The following is a 22,505-nucleotide window of genomic DNA, read 5'->3' as shown; positions in this document are numbered from 1 at the left end:
TACTACTGATTATATCATGACGATGTGCATTTTGTAAGCTACGCTTCGAAGGCGACAATTCATCCCCCGCTTAAAGAAGTGGGAGACTTCATGGTGCATAGGATAAATACGGCTTCGGGTCAACGCTTACGCCGTTTTTCAATACTTCGTAATGCAGATGATTGCCTGTGCTTCTCCCTGTCGAGCCGACATAGCCGATGACTTGGCCTTTTTGCACCTCATCTCCCTTTTCCACGTTGATTTTGTTCAGATGCATGTACCATGTCCGTAGCCCGTCCGCATGGCTGAGAACGATATTATTGCCATGATTGGCATCGCTTCCCGTGGACTGGACGATGCCGTCCGCGGTTGCGTAAACCTTGGAATTGAACGGTGCGCTAATGTCGTATCCGCTGTGAAAGCTGGGGCGGAACGTAAACGGGTCCTGTCTAAGCCCGAAGCCCGAGGTAAGAGTCCGGCTGTCTACCGGCCAAATCGATGGCGTGACGCGCAGCTTCTGCCGGGCGACCATCGCCGTTTCCTTGCTGCTCGCAATGCTGTTCTTGAGCTCGCTTACTTCCTTGTCCATGCCGGACAGCAGCGATTTGGTCTGCTCGAGCGTATCCTTGACCTCGTCCTGCGTTACAGGATGACTCGATCCGCCCATAGCCGGCGTTCCCGATGCCGACTCCGCAAGCGCGGCCGTTTTATTCGACCCGGTCAGCGTCCTCACTTCATCCTCCAGCTTGCGGATGTCGTCGATTTTCGTCTTCATCTCCGATGTCTGCTTGGATAGCTGGATCAGTTCATTTTGCAGCTGTTCGATCGTTTCGTCCTTCTGCTGAACCGTTGTCGTGTACATTGCGTCCTGATTGACGACGCGCGACTGCAGCTGGCTAGCCGTACGGGACGCCTGCGAATGAAGGACGCTCAACGTCAAGGTGAGTGCTATTAAACCGCACAGACCGCCTGCGGCGAGATATGGGATCAGCTTGGGCACCTCGAAACGGCGTACGGAGCTGTTGGCATCAGGAATAATGACGAATGTAAATCGTTTATTGATCCGTTTGGGCTTCATATCGGCTCCTTCAAAATTGGAACAAATTAACATTATTCGCTAGAATATGATAGTATTCGTCATATACCGCAAAAAAACCTGCTGGTCCGACTGCTTAGTTTGTAAAATAGTTCTAAAGTACGAAGGGATTTCGTACGCATGAATCGAATTTTAGTACTTAATAAGCAGGTGGACCGACAGGAGGTTATTTCATTCATGAAATTAGCAGGAATTGATATCGGCAACGACAGCATTAAAGTGCTGCTGGACGGGGTCCGCGATCCGTTAACGATCCCGAATATTGTAGCGCCGGGGTATGAGCGGCATATTTTGCAGGAGGAAGATTCGCCGCTTAAGGCGCTTGACGTAGTCGTGCACAGCCCACGCTTGTCAAGAAATAACCAGCGTTATTTCGTAGGCCTGTTGGCGATGGAGAACGAGGACAGCGTGGAGCTGGAGGAGACCGATAATAAAGCGGTGTCCGATCAATCGCTGATCGTCGCACTGACCGCGTTGGCTTATGCGGCGATTGTCAGCCAATCCGTATCGAATACGGGCTACAACAATATCGAGGAAGCCGAGTACGTCATCGGCACCGGATTGCCGGTCCGTTCCTACACTTATTATCATAAGCAGTTTGAGGATCGGCTGGTCGGAGAGCATGAAGTGACCTTCCTGTCGACGCCGAACATGCGCAACCGCAAGGTGAAGGTATGCATCCGCCGGGCAATCGTTTCGATCGAGGGCGCAGCCGCCATGTTCCACATGGCGACCCATGACAATCTGCAGGTGAAGGACGAGGAGCTGTACAACGGCTGCATCGGCATTTGCGAGATGGGCGCGCTGACTACGGATTTCCCGGTCATCAATAAAATGAGCATCGATAACCAATTCAGCACCGGCGAGCAAATCGGACTTGCGTCCTATCTCGACAACATTATCCGGGATGTGGAGGATCAGTTCGGATACCGCTTCCCGAGCCGCGCAAAGCTCGTCCAGCGCATCAAGCGTAGCGACTTCACGATACGCCGAATCGGGGAAGGACAGTCGAGCATGAAGCCGGTCGTCGATATGTACTTCAGCCGGGCGGCTGCGAAAATCGTCGACCTGATCAAAAAGCGCTGGAAAAAGCATCCCGATATTCAATGCTTTTATGTAATCGGCGGCGGAGCGGCGGCGCTGAAGCCGTATATCGTGGATGCGGCCGGTCCGATCAAGCTGAGGTTTATGGACGATAGCGAAATGTTGAACGTGCAGGGCTATCTTAAGCTGGCGAAGAGCAAGATGAACCAAAACACGTTTGTGTAGCGGCGAAGACTTACGGATGAGAGCAAGCGGCTTTACAACAAACGAAAAACTGCCCCCAACCCTTGAAAAAGGAATTGGGGGCAGTCGACGTTTCATAACGTTCCATGCCCGCTGCGCGAACGGAATCTTCCGCCTAGCCGGCATCTCCCTGCTGCAGTCCGGGCTGTGAGCCGCCGAGCCGGAACAGCGGAATCATCAGCAGTACACCGACAATAAACAGCACGGCCGCGGCTTCGTACATCATCACAATGTTAAAGACGCCTTTCAGCCAGCCCGACATACTCATCGTCAATACCATCGCCCCCATGAACAGCGGGCTTAAAATACCGTTAACCCGGCCGACAAAAGCTTCCTCGGAATTTTGCAAAATCATCGTGTTAATTCCGATTTGAATCGCGGGCAGCACAAAGCCGCCCAAAAACTGCGCAGCCAGCGTTATCCACAGCAAGGTGGAAAGGCCCGTCACGACCATGCTGACCGCGCTGACTGCCATGCCGATCGCCAAAAGCGTTTGCGGAGAAAGCTTTTTGGTCAACCCCATCGTAATTCCCCCGCCGGCAATCATCGCCAACCCGTTCGCGGTCATCAGCCACTGGATATATTCCTTCGGCAGCTCCAGCCGCTCGGTCACGAGGAAAATGCCCATCGGCTGAATGAGTCCGAGCGCAAGACCGGCTACCAGGAAACAGCTGCCGAGCGTGGTCAACGTTTTTCTGGAAAGCACATAGCGGAACCCCGCCGCCATCTCCTCCGCCAAAGTCGTCGGCTTCTTCTCTTCGTCAATCTCCTTGTCCGGCGGCAAAAACAGCAGCACAACCGCCGAGCATATAAAGGCGACGCCCATAATGCCGATCGCCACCTCGATGCCGTATCGCTGGTAAACGAACGTGCCCATAATCGGGCCCAGCACCATAAATATCGCAAACATCGTCTGGTACAGCGACATTCCGAGCTGCATCAGCTCGCCCGGCACATGAATTTTAAACAATCGCATACCCGAAGGCTGGGAAAATTGCGATAAAATGGCCGATACCAGCGTAGCGAAGAAGACCGCCTTCCAGCTGCCGAACGCCAATGTAAGCAGCACGGCGAAAATCGATACGGCGCTTAACAGATCGCACCAGATCATCGTTTTTTTCGGCATCCAACGGTCTGCAAACGTCCCCCCGATAAACGAAAAAATAAAAATCGGCGCAAACTCGGCGACAGAGATCATGGAAACCGCAAGCGGATCTCCGTTTGTCTTATCCATTACAAATAACAGCACTGCAAAATTACGAACCCATATGCCAATCTGCAAAAAAAGTCCCGACAACAAAATTGCCCGAACAAACCGGTTGCTAAGCAAGTTGCCCATTCCCGGCGTCGTTGATGCCATAGCTTTATCATCCTTTCAATATGCCAAATCCCCGCCGTATGATATCGCTAACGCAAGCGTCCTCGCCACGGCCAATCCGCTTGCCGATTCGATTTAACGATATGGCCCGACACGGACGGGTTGACCGGTCGCCGCCGAACGAGCGGCAGCTGCGGTCACCGCCTGAGTCTTCAAGGAATCCGCGTAAGGCGATAAAATGCGGGAAGCGTCTCCCGTTCTGACCGCATGGAGGAAAGCTTCGTGTTCGCGTACGTACGGGTTATGTTCGTTTTTGTACTCGCTAATCGTCGATTTGCCGGCATCCTTGAGGCTGTCCCTCGTCAGCTCGAGCAGTCCTTGGTTCGTATAGATTTGAAGGCCTGTCGGTCCATTGCCGGGCAGCATGCAGGCATTCGATATCGTGGCGACCGCTCCGCTCGCCAGCTTGAACGTAACGGTGCCTACGTCGGGAACCGTGACTCCTTCTTCCACCTCGTGCATGACGCGGCTTGCATATGCGGCATATACTTCCTCCACATCGCCGATCAAATACCGCATCAAATCGACGATATGCGAGGTTTGCTCGATGAACTGTCCGCCCGAGCCGTCCTGCCTGCGCCACCAGCCGACCTTCGGCATGCTGCCCATCCAATACCCGAGCGCCATCCCGACTTTTCTTTGCTGAAGCAGCTCAAGCGCTCTTTGCGTCGAATCCATGTAGCGGAAATGGTATCCGACGGAGGTGATCAGCTTCCGTGCGGCCAGCTTGTCTGCGATCTGCGCGGGCAGCTCGATGTCCAGGCCGAGGGGCTTTTCCACAAAAAAAGGAATACCCCGTTCGATTAGCGTCATTTCAATTTCCCCATGAGCCATAGGCGGCACGCACACATAAACGGCGTCCAGCCTTTGGCTGTCCAGCATGCTTGCCACGGAATCGTACGCGCCCGCTCCATTCCACCCGGCTGCGGCTTTCTCCGCCTTGTCCAGGCTGGTCGCGCAAAATGCGGCGACCTGCACCCCATCCATTTTGGCCAACAGATCGCAGTGAAAGCGGGTAAATGACCCCGTTCCGACAAAACCGATTTTTAAAGACATTGCAGATCCCTCCTATTCGTTATCGCTGAAATCCGTATTATATGCTTGATGCAGGGCGCCATTGGAGATATGGGGAATACATCGTCTAGGAGGCTGTTGACCAATTGCATCGTATAACCTTCGTCCGAGGGACCGGCGTGAGCTCCTGTTCACTACGTCCGGGCATACGAGCATACGCATACGGTATTCTAACGATTCAAAAGACATTATTGTTGCATAAGCCTTCATTTCCATTATCCAGTGAACCTCTCTCCAATGAATTGGAGAGCTTCTCAAATCATCGGGGCTCGTAACCTCGCCCCTCCTTGAAGATGGCTCAATGAAACAGCTGCTGTTCCAGAGCGGTCCGCCCCATAATCTCTCTTTCAATTGAGGGAACTTCAGAAATAGTTTTCTATCAGAGATGCTTAACCGACCAAACGATGTGAAATTGACATTGTAGACGCATGTCCTAGAGCGTTTTATATTTTCCGTTGTCATACAGATAGTCTACCAGAACCGGGATGATATTCAAATAATTGTAATGATTTTTGAGTTTATTTGGTGTATTATTTTGCCCTTGTATCCCCACAAGGGGATTTTGGGCAAGCGAGCTTTCATCTACCCCATTTAAATGAAGAGGACTCCCGTCCGCTCGTTCCTAAAATTCCATCCCTGTGCAAAAGCTAACGGACGAGCCAGCCATTTTTTATAAATGGCGTTTCCCCTGCGTGCCTTGTCCCTGTCAACTCTATCAACCTAAGATGTAACAAAAGGAGGGATACCCTTGGTCACATTTTCTACAAGCGTTATCGAAAACCGTAAAAGGCGCATTACGAATCTAGCAATCAGCATTTCCAACGAAGGCACCAAAAGAAAAACCGTCGTAGTCGAAGTATACGACGTTCCGTCGCTCGGCTTGAGCAATGCCGTCGTCTACTTTTTGCATGAGCTGACACTCAATCCGTTCGATACACCCAACTCCACTATTACATTTGACAATGTATTCGCTAACCTGGACCGTTTCGGAGTACGCGTCATTACGAGCAATCCGACCGGCATGACAGGCGTTAAGGATGACGACGATGACCGTAGAAGCAGAGGCAACAGAAACAAAAACAGAGGCAGAGGCAGCCACGGCGAACGCCGGCCTGAAGAAAAAAACGAAAGCATTGCAGTAACGGTAACCGGTTTGGATGCAGCCGCCAATACCGACACTAACATTTTCCCCGGGGATCTGCTGGAGTTTTAACCGGTTAACGCGCGCAAGGGGCTGTCCCATAAGGGTTCAACCGGTGATACAATCCCAAAAAATATGCAAAGCCGCCTCCAACACCTCTATAGAAGTGGGAATGGAAGCGGCATTTATATGTAAATTCATAGTCAGAGTGGGGGGCTGAACATCCAAACACGGCTTTTGGGACAGCCTCTTATTATCAACAGCGTTTATAAAAATGTCATTTTGTCACGATGAGGCGTTCTCGCCGTTGGCGGCGCTTCCTCAGCCGGGTAGCCGATAAACAGCGTGCCGACTACCCGTTTGTTTTCAGGCGAGCCGATAAACAGGTGCATCCGTTCGTCATGGACAAGTCCAATGCCGCGCGTTCGCCACACCATCCCAAGCCCAAGCTCGGTTGCGGTCAGCCACATCGAGTGGATCGCGCATGCGGTTGCATATTCGTTGTCCTTGGAAGATGCGCTGTCGGACGGAATCACATCCGACGTCACGACAATGACAAGCGGCGTAGCTGTCAGCACCTTTAACGACTCCTGCACGAGATGCGGCTTAGTCGGAAAGCGCTCCTCCAGGTAAGCGAGCGCCAACGCCTCATAGCGCCTCTTGGCTTCCCCGCGAATCACGTAGAAATGCCATGGCTCGCGAAGCCGGTCGTTCGGTGCAAGCGTGGCCGCTTCCAGCAGAGCATCGATCTTCTCATCCTCGACTTCTGCCGGCTTGACATTTCGTATCGCTCTGCGCTGCTTCAACAACTGTAAGACGGACATTTTCTTTACTCTCCTTTATGCTGGCGTTTATAGTTTCGGCATGCGGCAACCCAGCGCTGCGCCAAGACCGGCTCGGAAGCAAAGTGAAGATGCGTGAAACCGGCGACAAGGTTGCCCCGTCCGTTGCGATAGCCTTCCTGCTTGATGCCGCGCATCCCTTTCGTCTCGTAGGCATAGGCCGCAGCAGTGCCCGGATGCGGATGATAAGTCGAATAATGGAACTCATGGCCCTTCGCGCGATCGTCCGGTCCCAGCACAAAATTGCCTGCGGTGCCGGTCACGTCGCGATAGCCGAGCGCCGCCAGCTTCGGCTGCATGCGTACGATGCCGGGAATGACGCCCAGCATCGAATACGTCTCGCCCGCGGTATTCTCGATCGCTTCGGTGAGGTACATGAAGCCGCCGCATTCGGCCAGCGTCGGAAGACCGCCTTCAATCGCGCGGCGAATCGACTGCTTGACCGGCTCGTCCGCCGACAGACGATCGGCGAATTCCTCGGGAAAGCCGCCGCCGATATAGAGGCCGTGCGCACCCTCGGGGAGCGGTTCTCCGGCCAGCGGCGAGAAGAAGACGCAGGAAGCGCCGTATGCCTCCAGCAGCTCGATATTTTCCTGATAATAAAAATTGAAAGCCGCATCCCTGGCAATCGCGATGGTAACGGCGTCTTCCGCTGCACCGGGACGCCGGCCGAACAACCCGGCGTCCTCCGCCTGCGGCGGCAAGCTGACCGGCGGCGATACCGCCAGGTCCCAAATGCGCTCTACATCGATCGTAGCGGAGATCAAAGCGGACAGCCGGTCGAAGAACGGCTGCAGTTCTCCGCGCTCAATCGAGGGGACGAGCCCCAGATGCCGCTCGGGCATCTGGATGTCGTTGGTGCGCAGCAGGTAGCCGAGCACCGGGATGCCGCATTCCTGCTCGACGGCGTCGCGCACGATGCGGAAATGGCCTTCGCTTCCGCATCGGTTGGCGATGACGCCAACGATTCGGGCACGTGGCTCCAATACCTGGAACCCTTTGACGATCGCGGCGGCGCTGCGCGCCATGCTCTGGCAATTGACGACGAGCAGCACGGGCGCCTCCAGCAGCACGCTGATCTCGGCCGTGCTGCCCTCGTTCGATTTCGGGTTTTTGCCGTCATAGAAGCCCATGACGCCTTCGATGACGGAAATATCCGCATCGCGGCTTCCCCGGTTGTATATTTCTTTAACCGTATCATGAGCCAGCATGTAGCTGTCGAGGTTGCGCGAGATGCGGCCGGTGACCGCCGTATGATAGGTCGGGTCGATATAATCGGGGCCGCATTTGAACCCCTGTACCCGGCGGCCTTTGCCGCTCAGCGCAGCCATCAGACCGATGGTCAGCGTTGTTTTGCCGACACCGCTGCCGGTCCCCGCGATAACGATTTTTCGAACGGACATGGGTAGGATTTCCTTTCGTGAACAATGATGTGGCTAGCCGGCAGACAGCCGCCGTTATGCCGAAGGGATAACGGCAACGGAAATCGTCACGTTGCCGGATTTTTTCTTGACGAGCGCAAGCTGCGAAACGCCCGCGTACAGCTTGGCGGCAGGCTCGCTGACCCCGTACGCGCCGGTATATTTATACACGGTGTCCGAAGGCTCGTCCATCGGCACGGTGTTCAATTGCTCGGGCGTATACGTTTCGAACGCCCAGCCGTTCTTCTGCACGACAGCGAGCAGTCCTTCCTCGTCCTGCTTCAGATCGATCGTGCAGACGGACTTCACGCTGCGCGGCGAAAACTTCAGCTCCGCCAGCGTCTCCGCGATGACCGCCTCGATTTCTTCGGCGGCCGTGCCGCGGTTGCAGCCGATGCCGAGCGCGATCACCTTCGGCCGATACAGCACGCCGTTGGCGAGGATCGCTTCCTCGCCCGGGCTCAGCACGCGATGCGTTACGACCAGCGCCGCCTTCGGCTGTGCCGCCAACGCTTCCGTCACCGTCGCGTAGACGCGGATATTTGCCGGCAGCGGCGTGCTGTACAGCCACCAGCCGGTCTCCCCCGATTCCTGAACGACGGCGACCTGCTCCTCGTTGACGACGGATGCGCTGACCGGCGTCAGCTTGTCCGCGGACTCCCATTCCCAGCCGAACCGGCGGCCGAACAAATCGACGGCAATCGTCCCCTGGACGTCGGAAGCCGTCGTAATGACCGGACGGGCGCCGAGCGCCGCCGCCACCTCGCGGGTCAGCTCGTTAGCCCCGCCCAGATGGCCGGACAGCACGCTGATCACATGCTCCCCTTTGTCGTCGATGACGACAATGCCGGGGTCTTTTTTCTTATCTTCCAATAATGGAGCGATCATGCGGATGACCGCGCCTAACGAAATAATAATGATCAGGCCTTTATACGCAGGAAAAAGTGCGGGGAACAGCAGCCGGACGCTGCCTTCAAACAGCTGTATGCCGCGCGCCGTTTCGTCCCCCCGCTCAAATTTGGACATATAATAAAGATCCGAGCGGGAAAATGCGCGCTGCAGCTTGCGGGCCATCTCGACGCCGTGCTTTGTAATCGCGATAATGGCGTAATCGCCGCGCCGCTCAATAACGGGAATCTCGCCTTCGCTTAATGTAATCATGCCTTCACTCCTCTGCGGAAGCGATGCGTAAATTGTTTGTCGTACAGCTTCGAACGGTACTCGCCGTTGCTGTGAATGTCGGGATCAAGCGCCCAGCCGGCCAAAATCATCGCGTGGGAACGGATGCCGTGTTCCTTCATATCCGTTTCCAGTTTGGCGAGCGTTGTGCGGACAATGAGCTGATCCGGCCATGTTGCGCGCTGAACGACGGCAACCGGCGTATCCTCGCTCCAACCGGCTTCGGTCAGCTCGGCGACGACTTTCTTCGTCAGCGTCGCGCTTAAAAACAGCGCAATCGTGCAGTGATGAGCGGCCAAATCTTTCAGCTTCTCCAGCTCCGGAACCGGCGTCCGGCCTTCGGCCCGCGTCAGAATCAGCGTCTGCGTCAGCTCCGGAATCGTCAGCTCCGCGCCTATCGCCGCCGCCGAAGCGAAAACCGAGCTGACGCCGGGTACGATCTCGTAGCCGATGCCTTCTTGTTTCAGCAGCGCGATCTGCTCCATGATCGCCCCGAACACGGCCGGGTCGCCCGTGTGCACCCTGGCCACCATCTTGCCCTGCTTGACACGGTCCGCCATAATGCGGACCATTTCATCGAGATCCATCCCCGCGCTTTTCAAAATTTCCGCATCCGGCTTCGCCTTGGCAATCAGCTCCTCGTTGACCAGCGAATCCGTGTACAATACGACATCGGCTTCCTGCAGCAGGCGCAGCCCTTTGACCGTGATTAAATCGGGATCGCCGGGGCCCGCTCCGATAATATAAATTTTCATTATTTTCGCACCACCATTAACGTCAAATATTCCAGCTCCCGCCCCTGCAGCTCCATAATATCGCGCCATATCATTTCCTCGGACGAAGTTACCTTCGTCAGTACCGACGCTTTGTCCGTCAGGCCAAGGTCCCGCAGCACTTGAATCATCAAATCGATCACTTTGGCCACCTTGATCAGTACGATGCAATCATGCGTCTCAATCGCGCGACGCATCGTTTCGTAATCGTCCGTCGCCGGGACGATCGCGATCTGCTCGTCGCCGTCGGCCATCGGAATACCGAGGCGGGAGGCCGCAGCATTGACCGATGAAATTCCCGGAATCGAACGAATTTCGACTTCAGGATGACATTCCTTCATAAGCCGCATTAAATGAATAAACGTGCTGTATATCATCGGATCGCCCTCGGTCACGAACGCAACATCTTTGCCCTCGCGAAGATGCTCCCAGACGGAGGCAACCGTCTTGCTCCACTGCAGCTCCAGCGCTTCGCGGTCACGGGTCATCGGAAACGTCAGACCGACCATCGTTTTCTCCTCGGTATTGACATAAAGCTCCGTAATGGCGAGCGCATAGCTTTTTGCCCCCATCTTTTTGCGCGGGTAAGCGATCACCGGAGATTCCTTTAAGATCCGGAACGCTTTCACCGTAATCAGCTCCGGATCGCCGGGACCGACGCCCAATCCGTACAATTTGCCCAAGCCTGCATTACTCACCTGCACGAGCCTCCTTTTCCCCTGCTGTTTTTGTCGTGCCGGTGCCGTTGCTGGTGCCGACACTGCTGTCGTCGGGCTTTTGAAGCTGCGCCGTTATAATATAAACCGGGTTCAGCCCTTCGAACCGGGTCATATCGAGAATCGGTTTGCTGCGAGACAGCTGCGCGAGCGTAATGCTTGTCGTGAACCCCTCCTCGGCAAAGATGCGATTCGCATCGACCAAATTTTCGATCGTCACCGCATTCAGCACAATCCGCCCGCCGGGACGCAAACGGCTGCAGCAAACATGCAGCAGCTCCTTCATTTCGCCGCCGCTGCCACCGATAAATACCGCATGCGGATCGGGAAAAGCATCCAGCCCCTGCGGCGCGCGCCCGAGGATCGCGGTAATGTCGGCGCGGAAGCGATGCATGTTATCTATACAATTTTGCAGATCGGCCTCGTTCTTTTCGATTGCATACACTTCGCCCTGACGCGCTATCCGCGCGGCTTCGATCGCCACGGAGCCCGTACATGTGCCGATATCCCATACGATGCTGTCCGGCCTTAGCGCAAGCTGGGCGAGGCTGAGCACGCGGATTTCTTTTTTCGTAATCAGCCCTTTGTCCGGCTTGCGCTGCGCAAACAGCTCGTCGTCTATGCCAAGCGGCCAGTCCGGGATCGCAGATGCCGCGCCGACTTTATGTCTGAGAATTACGACATTCAGCGGGGAGAAAGCTCCCGCTTGCCGCGCTGCAAGCTCTTCCAGCCCGTATCGGCCGACCCGTTCCCCGGCACCGTCCAAATTTTCAGCGACGACCGCCTCATACTCCGTCATGCCAAAAGCAAGCAAATACGCCGCAATCGCCGCCGGATGGTTATGCTCATCGGTAAGAAGCGCCACCTTCCGTTTGCCGTCGATCCGCTGCGCCAATCCTTTCATGCTGCGGCCGTGAATACTGACCAGCTCGGCGTCCTGCCAGCTTTCCCCGATGCGTGCAAAAGCCAGCTGGACCGAGCTTACATTCGGATATATCTCGATCTCCAGCTTCGAGCTCAAATAGCCGCCGATTCCATAAAATAACGGATCGCCGGATGCAAGCACCACCGCCTGCCGACCTTGTTCGGCCTCAGTCTCCAGCCGCTTGACCAGCTCGCCTAATCCGCCTTTTACCACCACTTGTTCCCCGCCGTATTCCGGGAAAAATTGCAGCTGCCGCTCCCCGCCGACCAGCACGTCGCTCTGGATGATCCAGTCAACGTACTGCGGCAGCAAGCTGTCTTTGCCGTTATCTCCGATGCCGATAATTTTCGGCTTGCTCCGGCTCCCCGGCATGCTGCCGACCGGGCTGCCCCCGTTTCGAGCCCGCCTCTGCTCCCGATGTAGATTCATTCCGCATTCCTCCCCATTGCTGCTATTGCTGTACCATCCGTATCGTTATGCACCGGCTGCATATTGCTTTTTATTTTGCGGCTGTCGTTTGCCTAATTAACGGCTCATAAATAACGTGCCTTGATTTGATTACACTTTTCGGTATCAAGGCAATAAAAAACTCGCCCTGAAGCCACTCTCCAAGACCTTATCCCTATTAATCGACAGTCTCCGGAGGGACGTTATACGATGCGTCGGTCTTCGATTTATACCATTTGCTGCGAAAAAGCGTCCCCTCGGTCCGATACTCGGGAAGAATCATCGTTTTGCTGTTAATAAGTGCTCTGGGGTCCGTAAGAGCAACGATGCCGCTCGATGGACTGGACGGTACCCTGTTAACGTTATTTTCGGATCGTCGTACTAGCCCGAAGGCGCCCCCAGAGCCGCATGCCCCAGCAGATTGCCCTTCATGGAGATGATGACCGTTTCCATTTCCAGGCCGCCGCTTGTCTCGCGCAGGCCGGCTTCGCAGCAGTAGCCGCACAGCCGTTCAAAAAAGTCTGCGTAGCCCCATTCATGCATCCAATCGCCTACGAGCGCAGCCGTATTCGCTTCCCGGATAGCGTTCGCCTGTTCCTGCGATGCCTCCGCTTCGAGCGCAACCTGCGCCAAAAAGCCGAAGTCGACCGGGGCGCTTTTGTTATGCACCATCATAACCCCTTGCGCCACTTTGGAAAATTTCCCCATCATTCCGACCAACGTAACTTTTTGCACGCCCTGTTTTTTGCAATGCTGCAGGGCAAACCCGACAAAATCGCCCATCTCGATGAACGCTTCCTCCGGCAATTCGGGGTACATATCCATTCCGTACTTTTCGCTGCGCCCGCCTGTGGACAACACCAGATGACGGCAGCCGCATGTTACGGCGACCTTGATCGCCTGCGCTACGCTTGCCTTGTAGGCGGAAGTCGAAAAAGGCACCACAATGCCGCGTGTGCCGAGGATCGATATTCCTCCTATTATGCCAAGTCTCGCGTTCAGCGTTTTTTTGGCGATTTCTTCGCCGTCAGGAACGGAAATGACGACGCGGATGCCGCACTGCGGCTCATACTGGTTCAGTACGGCCTCGGCGGCTTCGCGGATCATTTTTCGGGGAACCGGGTTGATCGCCGCCTGTCCGACCGGTACCGGCAACCCGGGCTTCGTTACCCGTCCGACGCCGATGCCCCCGTCCAGCTCGAATCCCGGCTCGGCACGCCAGCTGACCCGCGATACGATCCTCGCTCCATGTGTCGCATCCGGGTCGTCCCCGCCGTCTTTAATCACTTCCGCCTCGGCGTAATCGTCCGTGTTCGAGCATTGGCAGCGCACAATATCGAAGGTAACCTCTTGTCCGATCGGTAGCGTTATCGTCGCGTGCGTTTGCCGCTCCTGCAAAATGAGCGCCGTCAGCGCCGCTTTCGTGGCTGCAGCTGCGCAGGAACCGGTTGTATAGCCGTGTCTTAGCGGCTTGGCGTCCCCGCTTTCGTTGACAGGCTTGTTCGCTTTGTCCGCTGCCATAGCCAACTACCCTAACCGTTCGGCCATCAAGGAAATCGCATTGACGGAAGCCACCGCTACCGGACTCCCGCCTTTACGCCCGATATTCGTAATAAACGGAATGTCCAGCTTCGCCAGCTCTTCCTTCGATTCCGCTGCGGATACAAAGCCGACCGGCACGCCGATCACGAGGCCCGGTTTCGCTTCGCCTTCCTTGACGAGGCGGATCAGCTCCAGCAGCGCGGTCGGCGCATTGCCGATTGCAAAGATTCCGCCATCCGCCTCCCGGATCGCTTTGCGGATCGAGATGATGGCGCGGGTCGTATTCAACCGCTTCGCTTCCTCCATTACGTCCGGATCGGATATGTACACCTTCACATCGCCGCCAAATTTGGCAAGACGCGGCTTGCTGATGCCGACCTGAACCATCTGCACGTCGGCGACGATCGTTTTGCCGGCGCGGACAGCCCGAATACCTGCCTGGATGGCATCTTTATGAAACAAGAGGCTGCGGCCCAGATCAAAGTCGGCCGATGCGTGGATAACCCGCTGCACGACCGGATACTGCTCCTCGGTAAACGAATGCGCGCCAAGCTCCTCCGTGATCATTCGGAAGCTTTCTTCCTCAATTTCCTGCGGCTGAACCGTCAGCGGCTTAAACTCCGTACCAAAATCCATTTTTTACGCCTCCTGCAGCAGTTCGTTTAATTTATTCAATACACTGTCGAAATCGCTGAAGTGCAGCCCGTACTCCACGGACGGACGCCCGATGATGATCGTCTCGATCCCGAGCTCCAGCGCCGACTCCAGCTTTTCATCGACTGCGCCTACCTTGCCGCTTTCCTTTGTAATCATCAGCGTCACCTTGTAATGCTCGTACAATGCCTTATTCAACTGCTTGGAAAAAGGACCCTGCATGGCAACGATATTTTTTTGCTCCAGTCCGAGCTCCTCGCATTTTTCCATATTATCTTTGCGCGGAAGCATGCGGGCGACCAAAGTGGTATCAGGCAAACCGAGCAATCGTTTGGCGAAAATATGCAGCGTTTTGCTGCCCGTCGTCAGCATAATGACGCCTTTGCGGGCAGCAGCCAGCTCTGCCGCTTGCTCATAATCGTCCGCAAAGGTAAGGAGCGGCCGCCCTTCGAAAGACTGCCTGCCGCGTTCATAACGGATATAAGGCACATCCGCTTCCCGGGCGGCAGCCATCGCGTTTCTGGACGCTTCCTCGGCAAACGGATGCGTCGCGTCCACAATGGCGCGCACTTCCTTGTCCCGCGCCAGTCCGGCAATCTCGCCGGCCGTCAGCCGCCCGGTGAGTACCGGCAAGCCCGCTTCTTCCATCGATCTCGCAGCGCTGTCCGTTACAACGGTCGTCAGCAGCTCATAGTCCGCTTGACGAATGCGCAGCGCCAGCTCGCGCGCGTCGCTCGTTCCGGCCATAACCAATATCATGCATGTACCTCCTTCATTTATCCGATTACGACTTTATCGGGTTAAGACTCCCTCTAAGGTAGGCCTTGAATCAGGTGGGGTAGAGTCCCTATCTGATTCCCCGATGTTCAGCAAAGCTGAACGAGTTCACTTGGATGCGGCAGCTGTGCTGCCGCTTGCCGTCGGTTCCGCTCGTCTATCCGCGTCTTGCTGCCGTTCGTCCTTATCCGTAACACAAAGATTCGCATGTGTTTCGTCATGATGAGCCTGGTTGTGGTCATGATCGTGACTATCATCATGATCATGATCATGATGATGATGCTGATGACTGTGGCTATGCTCGTGAACATGCTCATGATCATGACTGTGGCTATGCTCGTGATCCTGTTCATGATTGTGATTGTGACTGTGACCGTGATCGTGACCCTGTTCATGATTGTGACTGTAGCCATGCTCATGTACATGACCATGCTCGTGTTCGTGTTTGTGCTCATGATCGTGACCATGCTCATGATCGTGACTGTGACTGTGACCATGGTGATGGTCGTCATCGTGATGATGATGGTGGTCGATATGTTCCATTGCCGCCAAACGGTATTGGCACATATCGCAGTTCATTTTGGCATCGCCTTGAATCGCTTCAAGTGCACGCTCCTGCAAAATGTGTTTCAATCTTGGATGGAAACCGAAGTAGTCGGCCAGGGAGAACCGGTTCCCAGGATAACGCTCCGCGAACTGCTCCAGCATCGCCTCCATCCTTTTGATCAGAACGCCGGTAAACAAAAAATAAGGCAAAATAATAACATTGCGCGCTCCCAGCTTCAAACATCGCTCCACGCCTTCCTCCATTAAAGGGGCCGTTACCCCAATAAAGGCCGTCTCCACCCATTTCACCTTCATTTTCTCCCAAAACAGGCGGGAGATTTTATATAAATCGCTGTTGGCGTCGGCATCGCTGCTGCCACGTCCGACGACCAATACGGCCGTATCCTCAGGACCCGGATCGTAATCGGGCGCCAAACCGCCCGGCATGCCGACGGTCTCCAATCTTGAGCCGAGAATTTCAAGCACCTGCTGGTGCACGCCGATCGGCCTGCCGTAAGTGAACGTAATCGCCGGATAACGCAGCCTGGCTTCATCGATTGCGGCCGGAATATGTATTTTGGCATGACCCGCTGAAAACAACGTAATGGGCACAACCGCTATCCGTGTCGCCCCTTGTTCGACGCACTGTTCTATTCCTTGCCCAATAGATGGAGCTTCAAACTCCAGAAAGCAGGTTTCCACCAGCAAGCCTTCCAGCCCTTCAGCCACAGACTTTACAAAAATGCGAATTTCCTCGTTCCCCTCCGCATCCTTGCTGCCGTGGCCTACAAATAATACTGCATTCATCTGCATACTCCTCCCGTTTCCTGCAGGCTGGCACTAATCCCCGCAAACCGCATTTTCTATCGTAAAAGCAGGCATCTCCTGATGCCGGTAGCCTTCTATTTCTTTCACCCGTTTGAAAAACTTGTGGAACCGCTCGTTCGGATGTCCTTCCGCAATAAAGCGCTGTACGATACGCTCGATCGTCTCCACCAGCTGCTCGGGCTCTATGCCTTCGGCCACCGGTTGGGCGGGATGAGCGTTACGGCCAACGGTTTTGCCGCCGAGGAACAGATCAAACTTCTGCTTACGGTAAACAATTCCAATATCTTCCTGAACAGCGCCATAGCATGCCATGCCGCAACCGTTCAGGCCGATCCGCAGCTCCTTGGGGGCGCTAATACCGCCCAGCTTTTGCTGCAGCGCTTCGGCGTACGGGATCGCTTCATTCTTCTCGCCGTTACAAAAATCGCAAGCCTTGATCTGCACTACGTCTCCGATCGGCGCAAGCAAAAAGCCGTCACTCCTTAGCCTCGCCGTAATTTCTTCCGGCTGCTCGGTCTGTATCCGCAAAATCAGCTGATGATGCGGCGTATACTCCATCGATCCTTTCTCGCCCACTACGTCCGCCAGCGTAATCATTTGCTTGGCGGTAAATTTCTTGTCGGCAACGCCCGGACTGACAGCCAGCTCGAAAATCGACTGCCGCCGGAACAGCCCGGCCGTCAGATCTGCCCCGAGGCCGTCAGATCTGCCGCGCCCGCGCTCCGCCATCTGCAGCGCCTCGAGCGCCAGCAGCAGCGGCGTTGCTATCGCTCCGCCTCGCGTCTCCGCCGCCGCACGCTCCCCGCTCACCGCTATCGCCCCGCCTCGCACCGCCGCCGCACGCTCCCCGCTCACCGCTATAGCTTCGCCTCGCGTCTCATCGGCATCGTCCGGCTCCTCCCAATCCGAGTCGCCGTAAGCCTCCGCATCCCACTGCCGCAGCGCCCAAGGCTCCGCCTCATGCTGCAGACGCTGATGCGGTCTTAACGGCTGGACGTCCGCTCCCAGCGTATACTTGCGCTGATATCCGCGCGGCGTAATCATCAATCCGTCGTAGACGATCGTCGACGAATTGCCGATGACGACCGTCGTCAGCATCCCGATATCGTGGTCGAGCATATCGCGCAGATTGGTCAGTACGACATGCTGCCGCTCGCGATAGGCGCTCTTGACGATCCCGACCGGCGTATCCGGCGAGCGGTACTTCAGCAAAATGCGTTGCGTCTCCACAATTTGCCGAGTTCGTCTTCCGCTGCGCGGATTGTACAGGGCGATCACAAAGTCGGCCTGTCCTGCCGCATCGACCCGCTTGGCGATCAGCTCCCACGGAGTCAGATGATCGCTCAAACTGATTGTGCACGCGTCGTGCATAATCGGTGCGCCGAGCAGCGATGCGGAGGAATTGATCGCCGAGATGCCCGGAATAATTTCAACCTCGACACCGCCGTCCCTGCGCCAGCCTTTTTCCATCAGCACTTCATAGACGAGTCCGGCCATTCCATATACGCCGGCGTCTCCGCTTGAGATCACGGCAACCTTTTTCCCCGCCTCCGCCTGTCTGACCGCTTCCTGGGCACGGCTGACTTCCTCCGTCATGCCGGTACGGACAATTTCCTGATCGGTCAGCAGGCCACGGATCAGATCCACATACGTGTTATAGCCGATTATGACCTCGCTGTCCTGCAGCGCCTCGCGCGCCCGCTTCGTTATATGCTCAAAGCTGCCCGGCCCAAAACCGATAATCAACAATTTCCCAGCCATAGCCGCACTTCCTTTCCCGTTTGAAAAACAAAAAAAGCATTTCCAACAATAAGTGTTAGAAATGCTTCGTCAGGTTGTATCCTTAAAGAACGCCGAAGGCATTAGCGCGCCTTGTCCGTTAAAATAAGCAAGCAAACTGATTTCTAACACCCCCTAAATCCTCGTAGGCAACAGTGTTTAACGATACAGGCAGGTCTCCTGACTTGGAACATCATCTTCCGACTGCCTTCCCGAGCATCAGCTTAATCGCCTGCCGCCCAGTGGCACTTTCGTCGAAACATGCGCCGGTATTCGAAACACCGGCATTCCTTACAGTGGCGGGTCCGTGCCGGCTTCTCACCGGCTTCCCTATTAAGCCGCACAATAAATCGGATATCGTGCAGCACCTGAATCCATGTTATATGAACTTGTCCAGTTATCATACCATTCCGGGCAAACTTTTGTCTATACGATCTGCCGGGACGACCGGCATGAGAGGAGTGCAGAGCCCGCTCAAATTCACGCCGCACAGCCGTACGGGTTATTCAATAATTCCGAGATGTTTATGGCGGAGAAGTTTTTTCATACTATTTATTTGCTCAGAAACGTTCCCTTCTCCATGGAAAAAACAACCGAACTTTCCGTCATCCATGCATCGCCGGGCAAGCTGTGACGCTTGACTTGCTCCAACGATTTCCACTCCTTGAATTTGGCTTCTGGGATATTGAGCTGGTTTAAAATAACACGGATATCAATACTCTTTTTTTGATCGTCCATTACAATCTCCACTCTCCATCTCGGAATTTCGGTTAATAACTTCTCAATGAATAGTATTATAATTGAACCATTTAAAAAAAGGTGTCATTTACTGGTAGTCCGTTAGAGAAAAGCAACATTAATTTTGTCGAAACTGAAATTATAAACAATACTTTATAAATTTAAGCTGAAATTGTGACGTATATCACATTAATTAGGACCTCCAACCTTGATTATGGGGTCGTAAAACAGAAAAAAACCTGTTCGCGCTCCATACAAGGTACGCAAAAAGGCTTATTTTCCCAGTCGTTTTCGGAAATCGGAATCATGGAACCGCATATATCCGGACCTTCTGGAAACGAATGTCGAATTTTCACAAGCTATGCACCGTTATTTCGCTCCTTACAAAAAGTCTGGCGTTGATGCCTGCCTGGCCAATCCCTTTGGATATATAGAAAGCGCCGTAATCGCCCTTATGAAACCCTTTATAAATTCCTTTGGCCGGCAGCTCTCCTTTATACTTGATTTTAAAAAAGAACGGAATATTGAATTGCTTGCCATGCAGATGCCCGGCCATCAAATAATGAAACGGCTTCCGGATATGCGGTACGACATTCGGATCATGCGTCAAAACAATAACCGGCTTGGACGGATCAACCTGTTGAAAGGAGCGGTTTACCTGGCTTTTGCCGCTGCAGAAATCGTCAATGCCAACCAGTTGAAAGCCGTCGAGCGGCAGCATTTCATTTCGGAGCACGGGAATCCGGTAGCTCTTCAGCAGCTGCAGCAGCTTCGTTATTTTGCGCATCCGGTAATCATGATTGCCAAGTACGGCATAAGCGGGAACGGCGCTAATCGATATCGCTTTCAAATACGGTTCGACCCGCCGCAAATGCCGGTCGTTTCTCGTAAAATCGCCGGTGATTGCAATAAAATCGGGCTTCTCCCGCTCGATAATGCTCAGCAGCCGCTCCGGACTGATGCGCAGCTTCTCCGCATGCAGGTCGCTGATTTGCACGATCTTCCGGTTAATGCCGAGCGGGTACCGGACGCGTTCTATTTTGAGCCATTGGGTCGGAAGGATCAACAATATATACAACAACAGCAATGTCAACAGCGCATAAACCCATACCATGCCGCATCCTTCCTTTTCTTTAAAACCCGGTACCAGGTCTTACGTATTTTAACTTCTAAGCTAACTATAGGGGATCGAACGCTTTTTTTCCACAAAAGAAAAAAAGCCCAAGCTCATTCATGCCGAATGAAGCTTGGGCGGGATTGACGCTCTTTCCTGGATAAAGCTTTTTGCTTCGGCTGAATGCCGGCAACTCTTAACCCTTCCAGACACATGCTGAGCTGGTAAAGCAAATCATGCGCTTTTTTCTTGCCATAGACCTCTACATATATTTTCCCATTATAATGGATTCCCCATTTCATGAATCGACTTCCTCCGGCTGTAAAATTTGACAAAGATACATAACGGCATCGCCGTCCTCAGCGGACGAGCGCGTTTGTCAAGGTTGTGCGAAGCAAAGTACAACACGCATACTTTTTTACAACTGATAAAGTTCGCGCTTGGGCCGTCCCGACCTCCTATCTGGAGGCCCGGAACAGACGCGCCCCGATCCAAAAAACGGTCAGCCCTATACAGGCTCCAAGCGAATCGATCGCAACGTCAGTCCACGATGCCCCTCTTCCGGGAATGAAGGTTTGATGGAATTCATCCGCATACCCATACAAGGTCGTCAGCAGCCATGCAACCAGGTAAGCACCGCGACGATTGCCGAGAAAGCTTCGGATCATGACCGCCAACAGGGCGAACAGCGACAGATGGGCCCCTTTCCTTGCCATAAAATTAAGCTCTCTGACGTTATCGGCGTTAAATGTGATGACAGCTATTTTTCTGCCCGTATAGACGGAGGCGAACATGGGCGATTGGCTCAAGTAGAAGATAAGCCCGCACACCGATACAGCCAGCAGCAAATAGATCCATCTTTTCCAACCGGATGCCATGCGTCAAACGATCGCCAGCTCGGCAATTTCATCCCACGACATGCAGAGCCGGACAATATCTTCCTCCACCAGCTCGCTGCCGGTCTGTACCTCGATAATTTCCAAATCCTCGGACGCCCGGATGCTGTGCCTCGCCCCGACATCGATTTTGAGCACGTCTCCTGCGGTTACCTTGAACAGACGATCGTTCAATACGACTTCGCCCTCCCCTGAAATTACGGTCCATACCTCGCTTCGTTTATGGTGCAGCTGATAGCTCAAGTTTTTGCCGGCGGCGATAAAAATGGTTTTGGTCAGCACCTCTTTCCCGTTCGGCAGCTTCTTGTAATCAAGCACCCGGTAGGATCCCCAACGGCGCTCCTCATACATCGGCCGCTGATCGATATTTTTGATCAGTTCCTTGACCTGCGGGCTGGCGTTTTTCTCGGCAACCAGAATGCCGTCCGGACTGATGGACACGATGATGTTGGATAGACCGAGCACGGCGGCCGGAATATCCAGCTCATTAATGACATGCGTATTGAGCGAATCGGCGCTGACCGTGCCGTTGCCGATAATGTTGACGGGTATTTCCTCGGTTAAAGTATTCCAGGTGCCGAGATCTTTCCACTCCCCGTCATAGGGCAGCACGACGATGGAGCCCGCTTTTTCCAGCACCTCATAATCGAAGCTGATCGCAGGCAGCGTATCGTAGCGCTTCAGCATTTCTTCGTATTGAATCGGCAGCCCTTTGCCAATTAACAAATTGATCAGATAGTCCAGTTTAAAAGCAAAAACCCCGCAATTCCAAAGCGCCTGCTGCTTCAGCAGCTGTTTCGCTATGTCTTCGCGAGGCTTTTCCATAAAATGGCTCACTATACTGTAAGGCTGGCCGTCGGCGGCAGTCTCCCGCTGCGGTACGATGTAACCGTATTTGTCGGACGGACAAGTCGGCCTGACGCCCATCAAAGCGATTTCGGCGCCGGCAGACTGGATGAGGCCGGCCAATTGGCGCATGTGCGTAAAAAAACGGTCGTCCACATACGGATCGACCGGCAATATCGTCACGACTTCATTCAAGCTTACGCCTTTAATGGAATACAGGTAGGTTGCCGCCAGCGCAATCGCCGGAAACGTGTCGCGCCGGGCCGGTTCGACAATGAGCGGGACGTCCGCGCCGAGCTGGCTTTGGAGCGTGTCAACCTGCCCTTTTCCGGTGGCGATATAGGCATCGCGTACCAGATCGGCGCTGCGCAGCTGGGTCCAAACTCGCTGCACCATGGATTCCATGCCGCCGTCCGCATTGCGCAGCACCTTTAAAAATTGTTTGGATCTCGAATCGTTGGATAACGGCCACAACCGTTTGCCGGAGCCGCCGGAAAGCAAGACGAGCTTCATCGCTATCTACTCCT

General features: G+C 54.5%; 21 protein-coding genes and 1 riboswitch. Of the genes, 2 read left to right on the top strand and 19 right to left on the bottom strand.

Going from position 1 to position 22,505, the window contains the following annotated elements; all coding sequences use genetic code 11:
- Window positions 1–88 precede the first annotated feature (88 nt).
- Complete coding sequence (locus tag E1757_RS01495) at window positions 89–1,057, bottom strand: M23 family metallopeptidase (protein ID WP_165971913.1); 969 nt, start codon at window positions 1,055–1,057, stop codon at window positions 89–91.
- Window positions 1,058–1,252: 195 nt separating this feature from the next.
- Between E1757_RS01495 and E1757_RS01490 the strand changes: the two genes are divergently transcribed.
- Window positions 1,253–2,344 (top strand): ParM/StbA family protein, encoded by a 1,092-nt coding sequence (locus tag E1757_RS01490; protein WP_133225053.1) that lies wholly within the window; start codon window positions 1,253–1,255, stop codon window positions 2,342–2,344.
- A 133-nt stretch (window positions 2,345–2,477) separates the two neighbouring features.
- Here E1757_RS01490 and E1757_RS01485 read toward each other — a convergent pair whose 3' ends face one another.
- Both E1757_RS01485 and E1757_RS01480 read right to left on the bottom strand, forming a co-directional pair.
- Window positions 2,478–3,722, bottom strand: a complete 1,245-nt coding sequence (locus E1757_RS01485; RefSeq protein WP_133225052.1) for an MFS transporter — start codon at window positions 3,720–3,722, stop codon at window positions 2,478–2,480.
- A gap of 93 nt (window positions 3,723–3,815) precedes the next feature.
- Window positions 3,816–4,796: a Gfo/Idh/MocA family protein gene (locus E1757_RS01480; RefSeq protein ID WP_133225051.1), complete on the bottom strand. Its 981-nt coding sequence runs from the start codon at window positions 4,794–4,796 to the stop codon at window positions 3,816–3,818.
- A 766-nt stretch (window positions 4,797–5,562) separates the two neighbouring features.
- Between E1757_RS01480 and E1757_RS01470 the strand changes: the two genes are divergently transcribed.
- The gene (locus E1757_RS01470) at window positions 5,563–6,027 is read left to right on the top strand and encodes a hypothetical protein (protein ID WP_133225049.1); all 465 of its coding nucleotides are present in this window, start codon (window positions 5,563–5,565) and stop codon (window positions 6,025–6,027) included.
- A gap of 194 nt (window positions 6,028–6,221) precedes the next feature.
- Here the strand turns inward: E1757_RS01470 and E1757_RS01465 are convergent, their stop codons facing one another.
- The 16 genes from E1757_RS01465 to E1757_RS01390 all read right to left on the bottom strand — a co-directional run bounded on the left by E1757_RS01465 (window position 6,222) and on the right by E1757_RS01390 (window position 22,491).
- Window positions 6,222–6,779 (bottom strand): nitroreductase family protein, encoded by a 558-nt coding sequence (locus tag E1757_RS01465; RefSeq protein ID WP_133225048.1) that lies wholly within the window; start codon window positions 6,777–6,779, stop codon window positions 6,222–6,224.
- Between the two features lie 5 nt (window positions 6,780–6,784).
- Window positions 6,785–8,200 (bottom strand): cobyrinic acid a,c-diamide synthase CobB, encoded by a 1,416-nt coding sequence (locus E1757_RS01460; protein ID WP_133225047.1) that lies wholly within the window; start codon window positions 8,198–8,200, stop codon window positions 6,785–6,787.
- Window positions 8,201–8,254: 54 nt separating this feature from the next.
- Window positions 8,255–9,379 (bottom strand): cobalt-precorrin 5A hydrolase, encoded by a 1,125-nt coding sequence (locus tag E1757_RS01455; RefSeq protein WP_133225046.1) that lies wholly within the window; start codon window positions 9,377–9,379, stop codon window positions 8,255–8,257.
- Window positions 9,376–10,152: a precorrin-4 C(11)-methyltransferase gene (gene cobM, locus E1757_RS01450; RefSeq protein ID WP_133225045.1), complete on the bottom strand. Its 777-nt coding sequence runs from the start codon at window positions 10,150–10,152 to the stop codon at window positions 9,376–9,378. The genes E1757_RS01455 and cobM overlap by 4 nt, the downstream gene beginning before the upstream one ends.
- Window positions 10,152–10,874 (bottom strand): precorrin-2 C(20)-methyltransferase, encoded by a 723-nt coding sequence (cobI, locus tag E1757_RS01445; RefSeq protein WP_425464810.1) that lies wholly within the window; start codon window positions 10,872–10,874, stop codon window positions 10,152–10,154. The genes cobM and cobI overlap by 1 nt, the downstream gene beginning before the upstream one ends.
- The gene (gene cbiE / locus E1757_RS01440) at window positions 10,861–12,183 is read right to left on the bottom strand and encodes a precorrin-6y C5,15-methyltransferase (decarboxylating) subunit CbiE (protein WP_133225656.1); all 1,323 of its coding nucleotides are present in this window, start codon (window positions 12,181–12,183) and stop codon (window positions 10,861–10,863) included. The genes cobI and cbiE overlap by 14 nt, the downstream gene beginning before the upstream one ends.
- Before the next feature lie 456 nt (window positions 12,184–12,639).
- Window positions 12,640–13,779, bottom strand: a complete 1,140-nt coding sequence (locus tag E1757_RS01435; RefSeq protein ID WP_133225043.1) for a cobalt-precorrin-5B (C(1))-methyltransferase — start codon at window positions 13,777–13,779, stop codon at window positions 12,640–12,642.
- Window positions 13,780–13,785: 6 nt separating this feature from the next.
- Window positions 13,786–14,436: a precorrin-8X methylmutase gene (locus tag E1757_RS01430; protein WP_133225042.1), complete on the bottom strand. Its 651-nt coding sequence runs from the start codon at window positions 14,434–14,436 to the stop codon at window positions 13,786–13,788.
- A gap of 3 nt (window positions 14,437–14,439) precedes the next feature.
- Window positions 14,440–15,213: a precorrin-6A reductase gene (gene cobK, locus E1757_RS01425; protein WP_133225041.1), complete on the bottom strand. Its 774-nt coding sequence runs from the start codon at window positions 15,211–15,213 to the stop codon at window positions 14,440–14,442.
- A gap of 126 nt (window positions 15,214–15,339) precedes the next feature.
- Window positions 15,340–16,584: a sirohydrochlorin chelatase gene (locus tag E1757_RS01420; protein ID WP_133225040.1), complete on the bottom strand. Its 1,245-nt coding sequence runs from the start codon at window positions 16,582–16,584 to the stop codon at window positions 15,340–15,342.
- A gap of 33 nt (window positions 16,585–16,617) precedes the next feature.
- Complete coding sequence (gene cobJ, locus E1757_RS01415; RefSeq protein ID WP_133225039.1) at window positions 16,618–18,366, bottom strand: precorrin-3B C(17)-methyltransferase; 1,749 nt, start codon at window positions 18,364–18,366, stop codon at window positions 16,618–16,620.
- Window positions 18,367–18,537: 171 nt separating this feature from the next.
- Window positions 18,538–18,771: riboswitch (cobalamin riboswitch) on the bottom strand.
- A gap of 165 nt (window positions 18,772–18,936) precedes the next feature.
- Complete coding sequence (locus tag E1757_RS01410) at window positions 18,937–19,122, bottom strand: hypothetical protein (RefSeq protein WP_133225038.1); 186 nt, start codon at window positions 19,120–19,122, stop codon at window positions 18,937–18,939.
- Window positions 19,123–19,474: 352 nt separating this feature from the next.
- A complete protein-coding gene (locus E1757_RS01405) occupies window positions 19,475–20,236 on the bottom strand; it encodes a metallophosphoesterase (RefSeq protein ID WP_133225037.1) in 762 nt (253 codons plus the stop codon).
- 113 nt (window positions 20,237–20,349) lie between these two features.
- Entirely contained in the window at window positions 20,350–20,538 is a 189-nt protein-coding gene (locus E1757_RS01400) for a hypothetical protein (RefSeq protein WP_133225036.1), read from the bottom strand.
- Window positions 20,539–20,694: 156 nt separating this feature from the next.
- Complete coding sequence (locus E1757_RS01395) at window positions 20,695–21,114, bottom strand: VanZ family protein (RefSeq protein WP_133225035.1); 420 nt, start codon at window positions 21,112–21,114, stop codon at window positions 20,695–20,697.
- A gap of 3 nt (window positions 21,115–21,117) precedes the next feature.
- Complete coding sequence (locus E1757_RS01390; protein ID WP_133225034.1) at window positions 21,118–22,491, bottom strand: sugar phosphate nucleotidyltransferase; 1,374 nt, start codon at window positions 22,489–22,491, stop codon at window positions 21,118–21,120.
- Window positions 22,492–22,505 lie beyond the last annotated feature (14 nt).

The organism is Paenibacillus piri (assembly GCF_004354045.1).
GTDB classification, from domain to species: Bacteria; Bacillota; Bacilli; order Paenibacillales; family NBRC-103111; genus Paenibacillus_S; species Paenibacillus_S piri.
The sequence above is the reverse complement of the archived record's forward strand: the minus strand, read 5'-3'. Positions and strand labels throughout refer to the sequence as shown.

What these genes read in the sequence shown, in the direction of transcription:
- E1757_RS01495 (WP_165971913.1), bottom strand. Translation starts at nt 1,057, where the DNA reads ATGAAGCCCAAACGGATCAATAAACGATTTACATTCGTCATTATTCCT.
- E1757_RS01490 (WP_133225053.1), top strand. Translation starts at nt 1,253, where the DNA reads ATGAAATTAGCAGGAATTGATATCGGCAACGACAGCATTAAAGTGCTG.
- E1757_RS01485 (WP_133225052.1), bottom strand. Translation starts at nt 3,722, where the DNA reads ATGGCATCAACGACGCCGGGAATGGGCAACTTGCTTAGCAACCGGTTT.
- E1757_RS01480 (WP_133225051.1), bottom strand. Translation starts at nt 4,796, where the DNA reads ATGTCTTTAAAAATCGGTTTTGTCGGAACGGGGTCATTTACCCGCTTT.
- E1757_RS01465 (WP_133225048.1), bottom strand. Translation starts at nt 6,779, where the DNA reads ATGTCCGTCTTACAGTTGTTGAAGCAGCGCAGAGCGATACGAAATGTC.
- E1757_RS01460 (WP_133225047.1), bottom strand. Translation starts at nt 8,200, where the DNA reads ATGTCCGTTCGAAAAATCGTTATCGCGGGGACCGGCAGCGGTGTCGGC.
- E1757_RS01455 (WP_133225046.1), bottom strand. Translation starts at nt 9,379, where the DNA reads ATGATTACATTAAGCGAAGGCGAGATTCCCGTTATTGAGCGGCGCGGC.
- cobM (WP_133225045.1), bottom strand. Translation starts at nt 10,152, where the DNA reads ATGAAAATTTATATTATCGGAGCGGGCCCCGGCGATCCCGATTTAATC.
- cbiE (WP_133225656.1), bottom strand. Translation starts at nt 12,183, where the DNA reads ATGCCGGGGAGCCGGAGCAAGCCGAAAATTATCGGCATCGGAGATAAC.
- E1757_RS01435 (WP_133225043.1), bottom strand. Translation starts at nt 13,779, where the DNA reads ATGGCAGCGGACAAAGCGAACAAGCCTGTCAACGAAAGCGGGGACGCC.
- E1757_RS01430 (WP_133225042.1), bottom strand. Translation starts at nt 14,436, where the DNA reads ATGGATTTTGGTACGGAGTTTAAGCCGCTGACGGTTCAGCCGCAGGAA.
- cobK (WP_133225041.1), bottom strand. Translation starts at nt 15,213, where the DNA reads ATGATATTGGTTATGGCCGGAACGAGCGACGCGCGCGAGCTGGCGCTG.
- E1757_RS01420 (WP_133225040.1), bottom strand. Translation starts at nt 16,584, where the DNA reads ATGAATGCAGTATTATTTGTAGGCCACGGCAGCAAGGATGCGGAGGGG.
- cobJ (WP_133225039.1), bottom strand. Translation starts at nt 18,366, where the DNA reads ATGGCTGGGAAATTGTTGATTATCGGTTTTGGGCCGGGCAGCTTTGAG.
- E1757_RS01410 (WP_133225038.1), bottom strand. Translation starts at nt 19,122, where the DNA reads ATGGACGATCAAAAAAAGAGTATTGATATCCGTGTTATTTTAAACCAG.
- E1757_RS01405 (WP_133225037.1), bottom strand. Translation starts at nt 20,236, where the DNA reads ATGGTATGGGTTTATGCGCTGTTGACATTGCTGTTGTTGTATATATTG.
- E1757_RS01400 (WP_133225036.1), bottom strand. Translation starts at nt 20,538, where the DNA reads ATGAAATGGGGAATCCATTATAATGGGAAAATATATGTAGAGGTCTAT.
- E1757_RS01395 (WP_133225035.1), bottom strand. Translation starts at nt 21,114, where the DNA reads ATGGCATCCGGTTGGAAAAGATGGATCTATTTGCTGCTGGCTGTATCG.
- E1757_RS01390 (WP_133225034.1), bottom strand. Translation starts at nt 22,491, where the DNA reads ATGAAGCTCGTCTTGCTTTCCGGCGGCTCCGGCAAACGGTTGTGGCCG.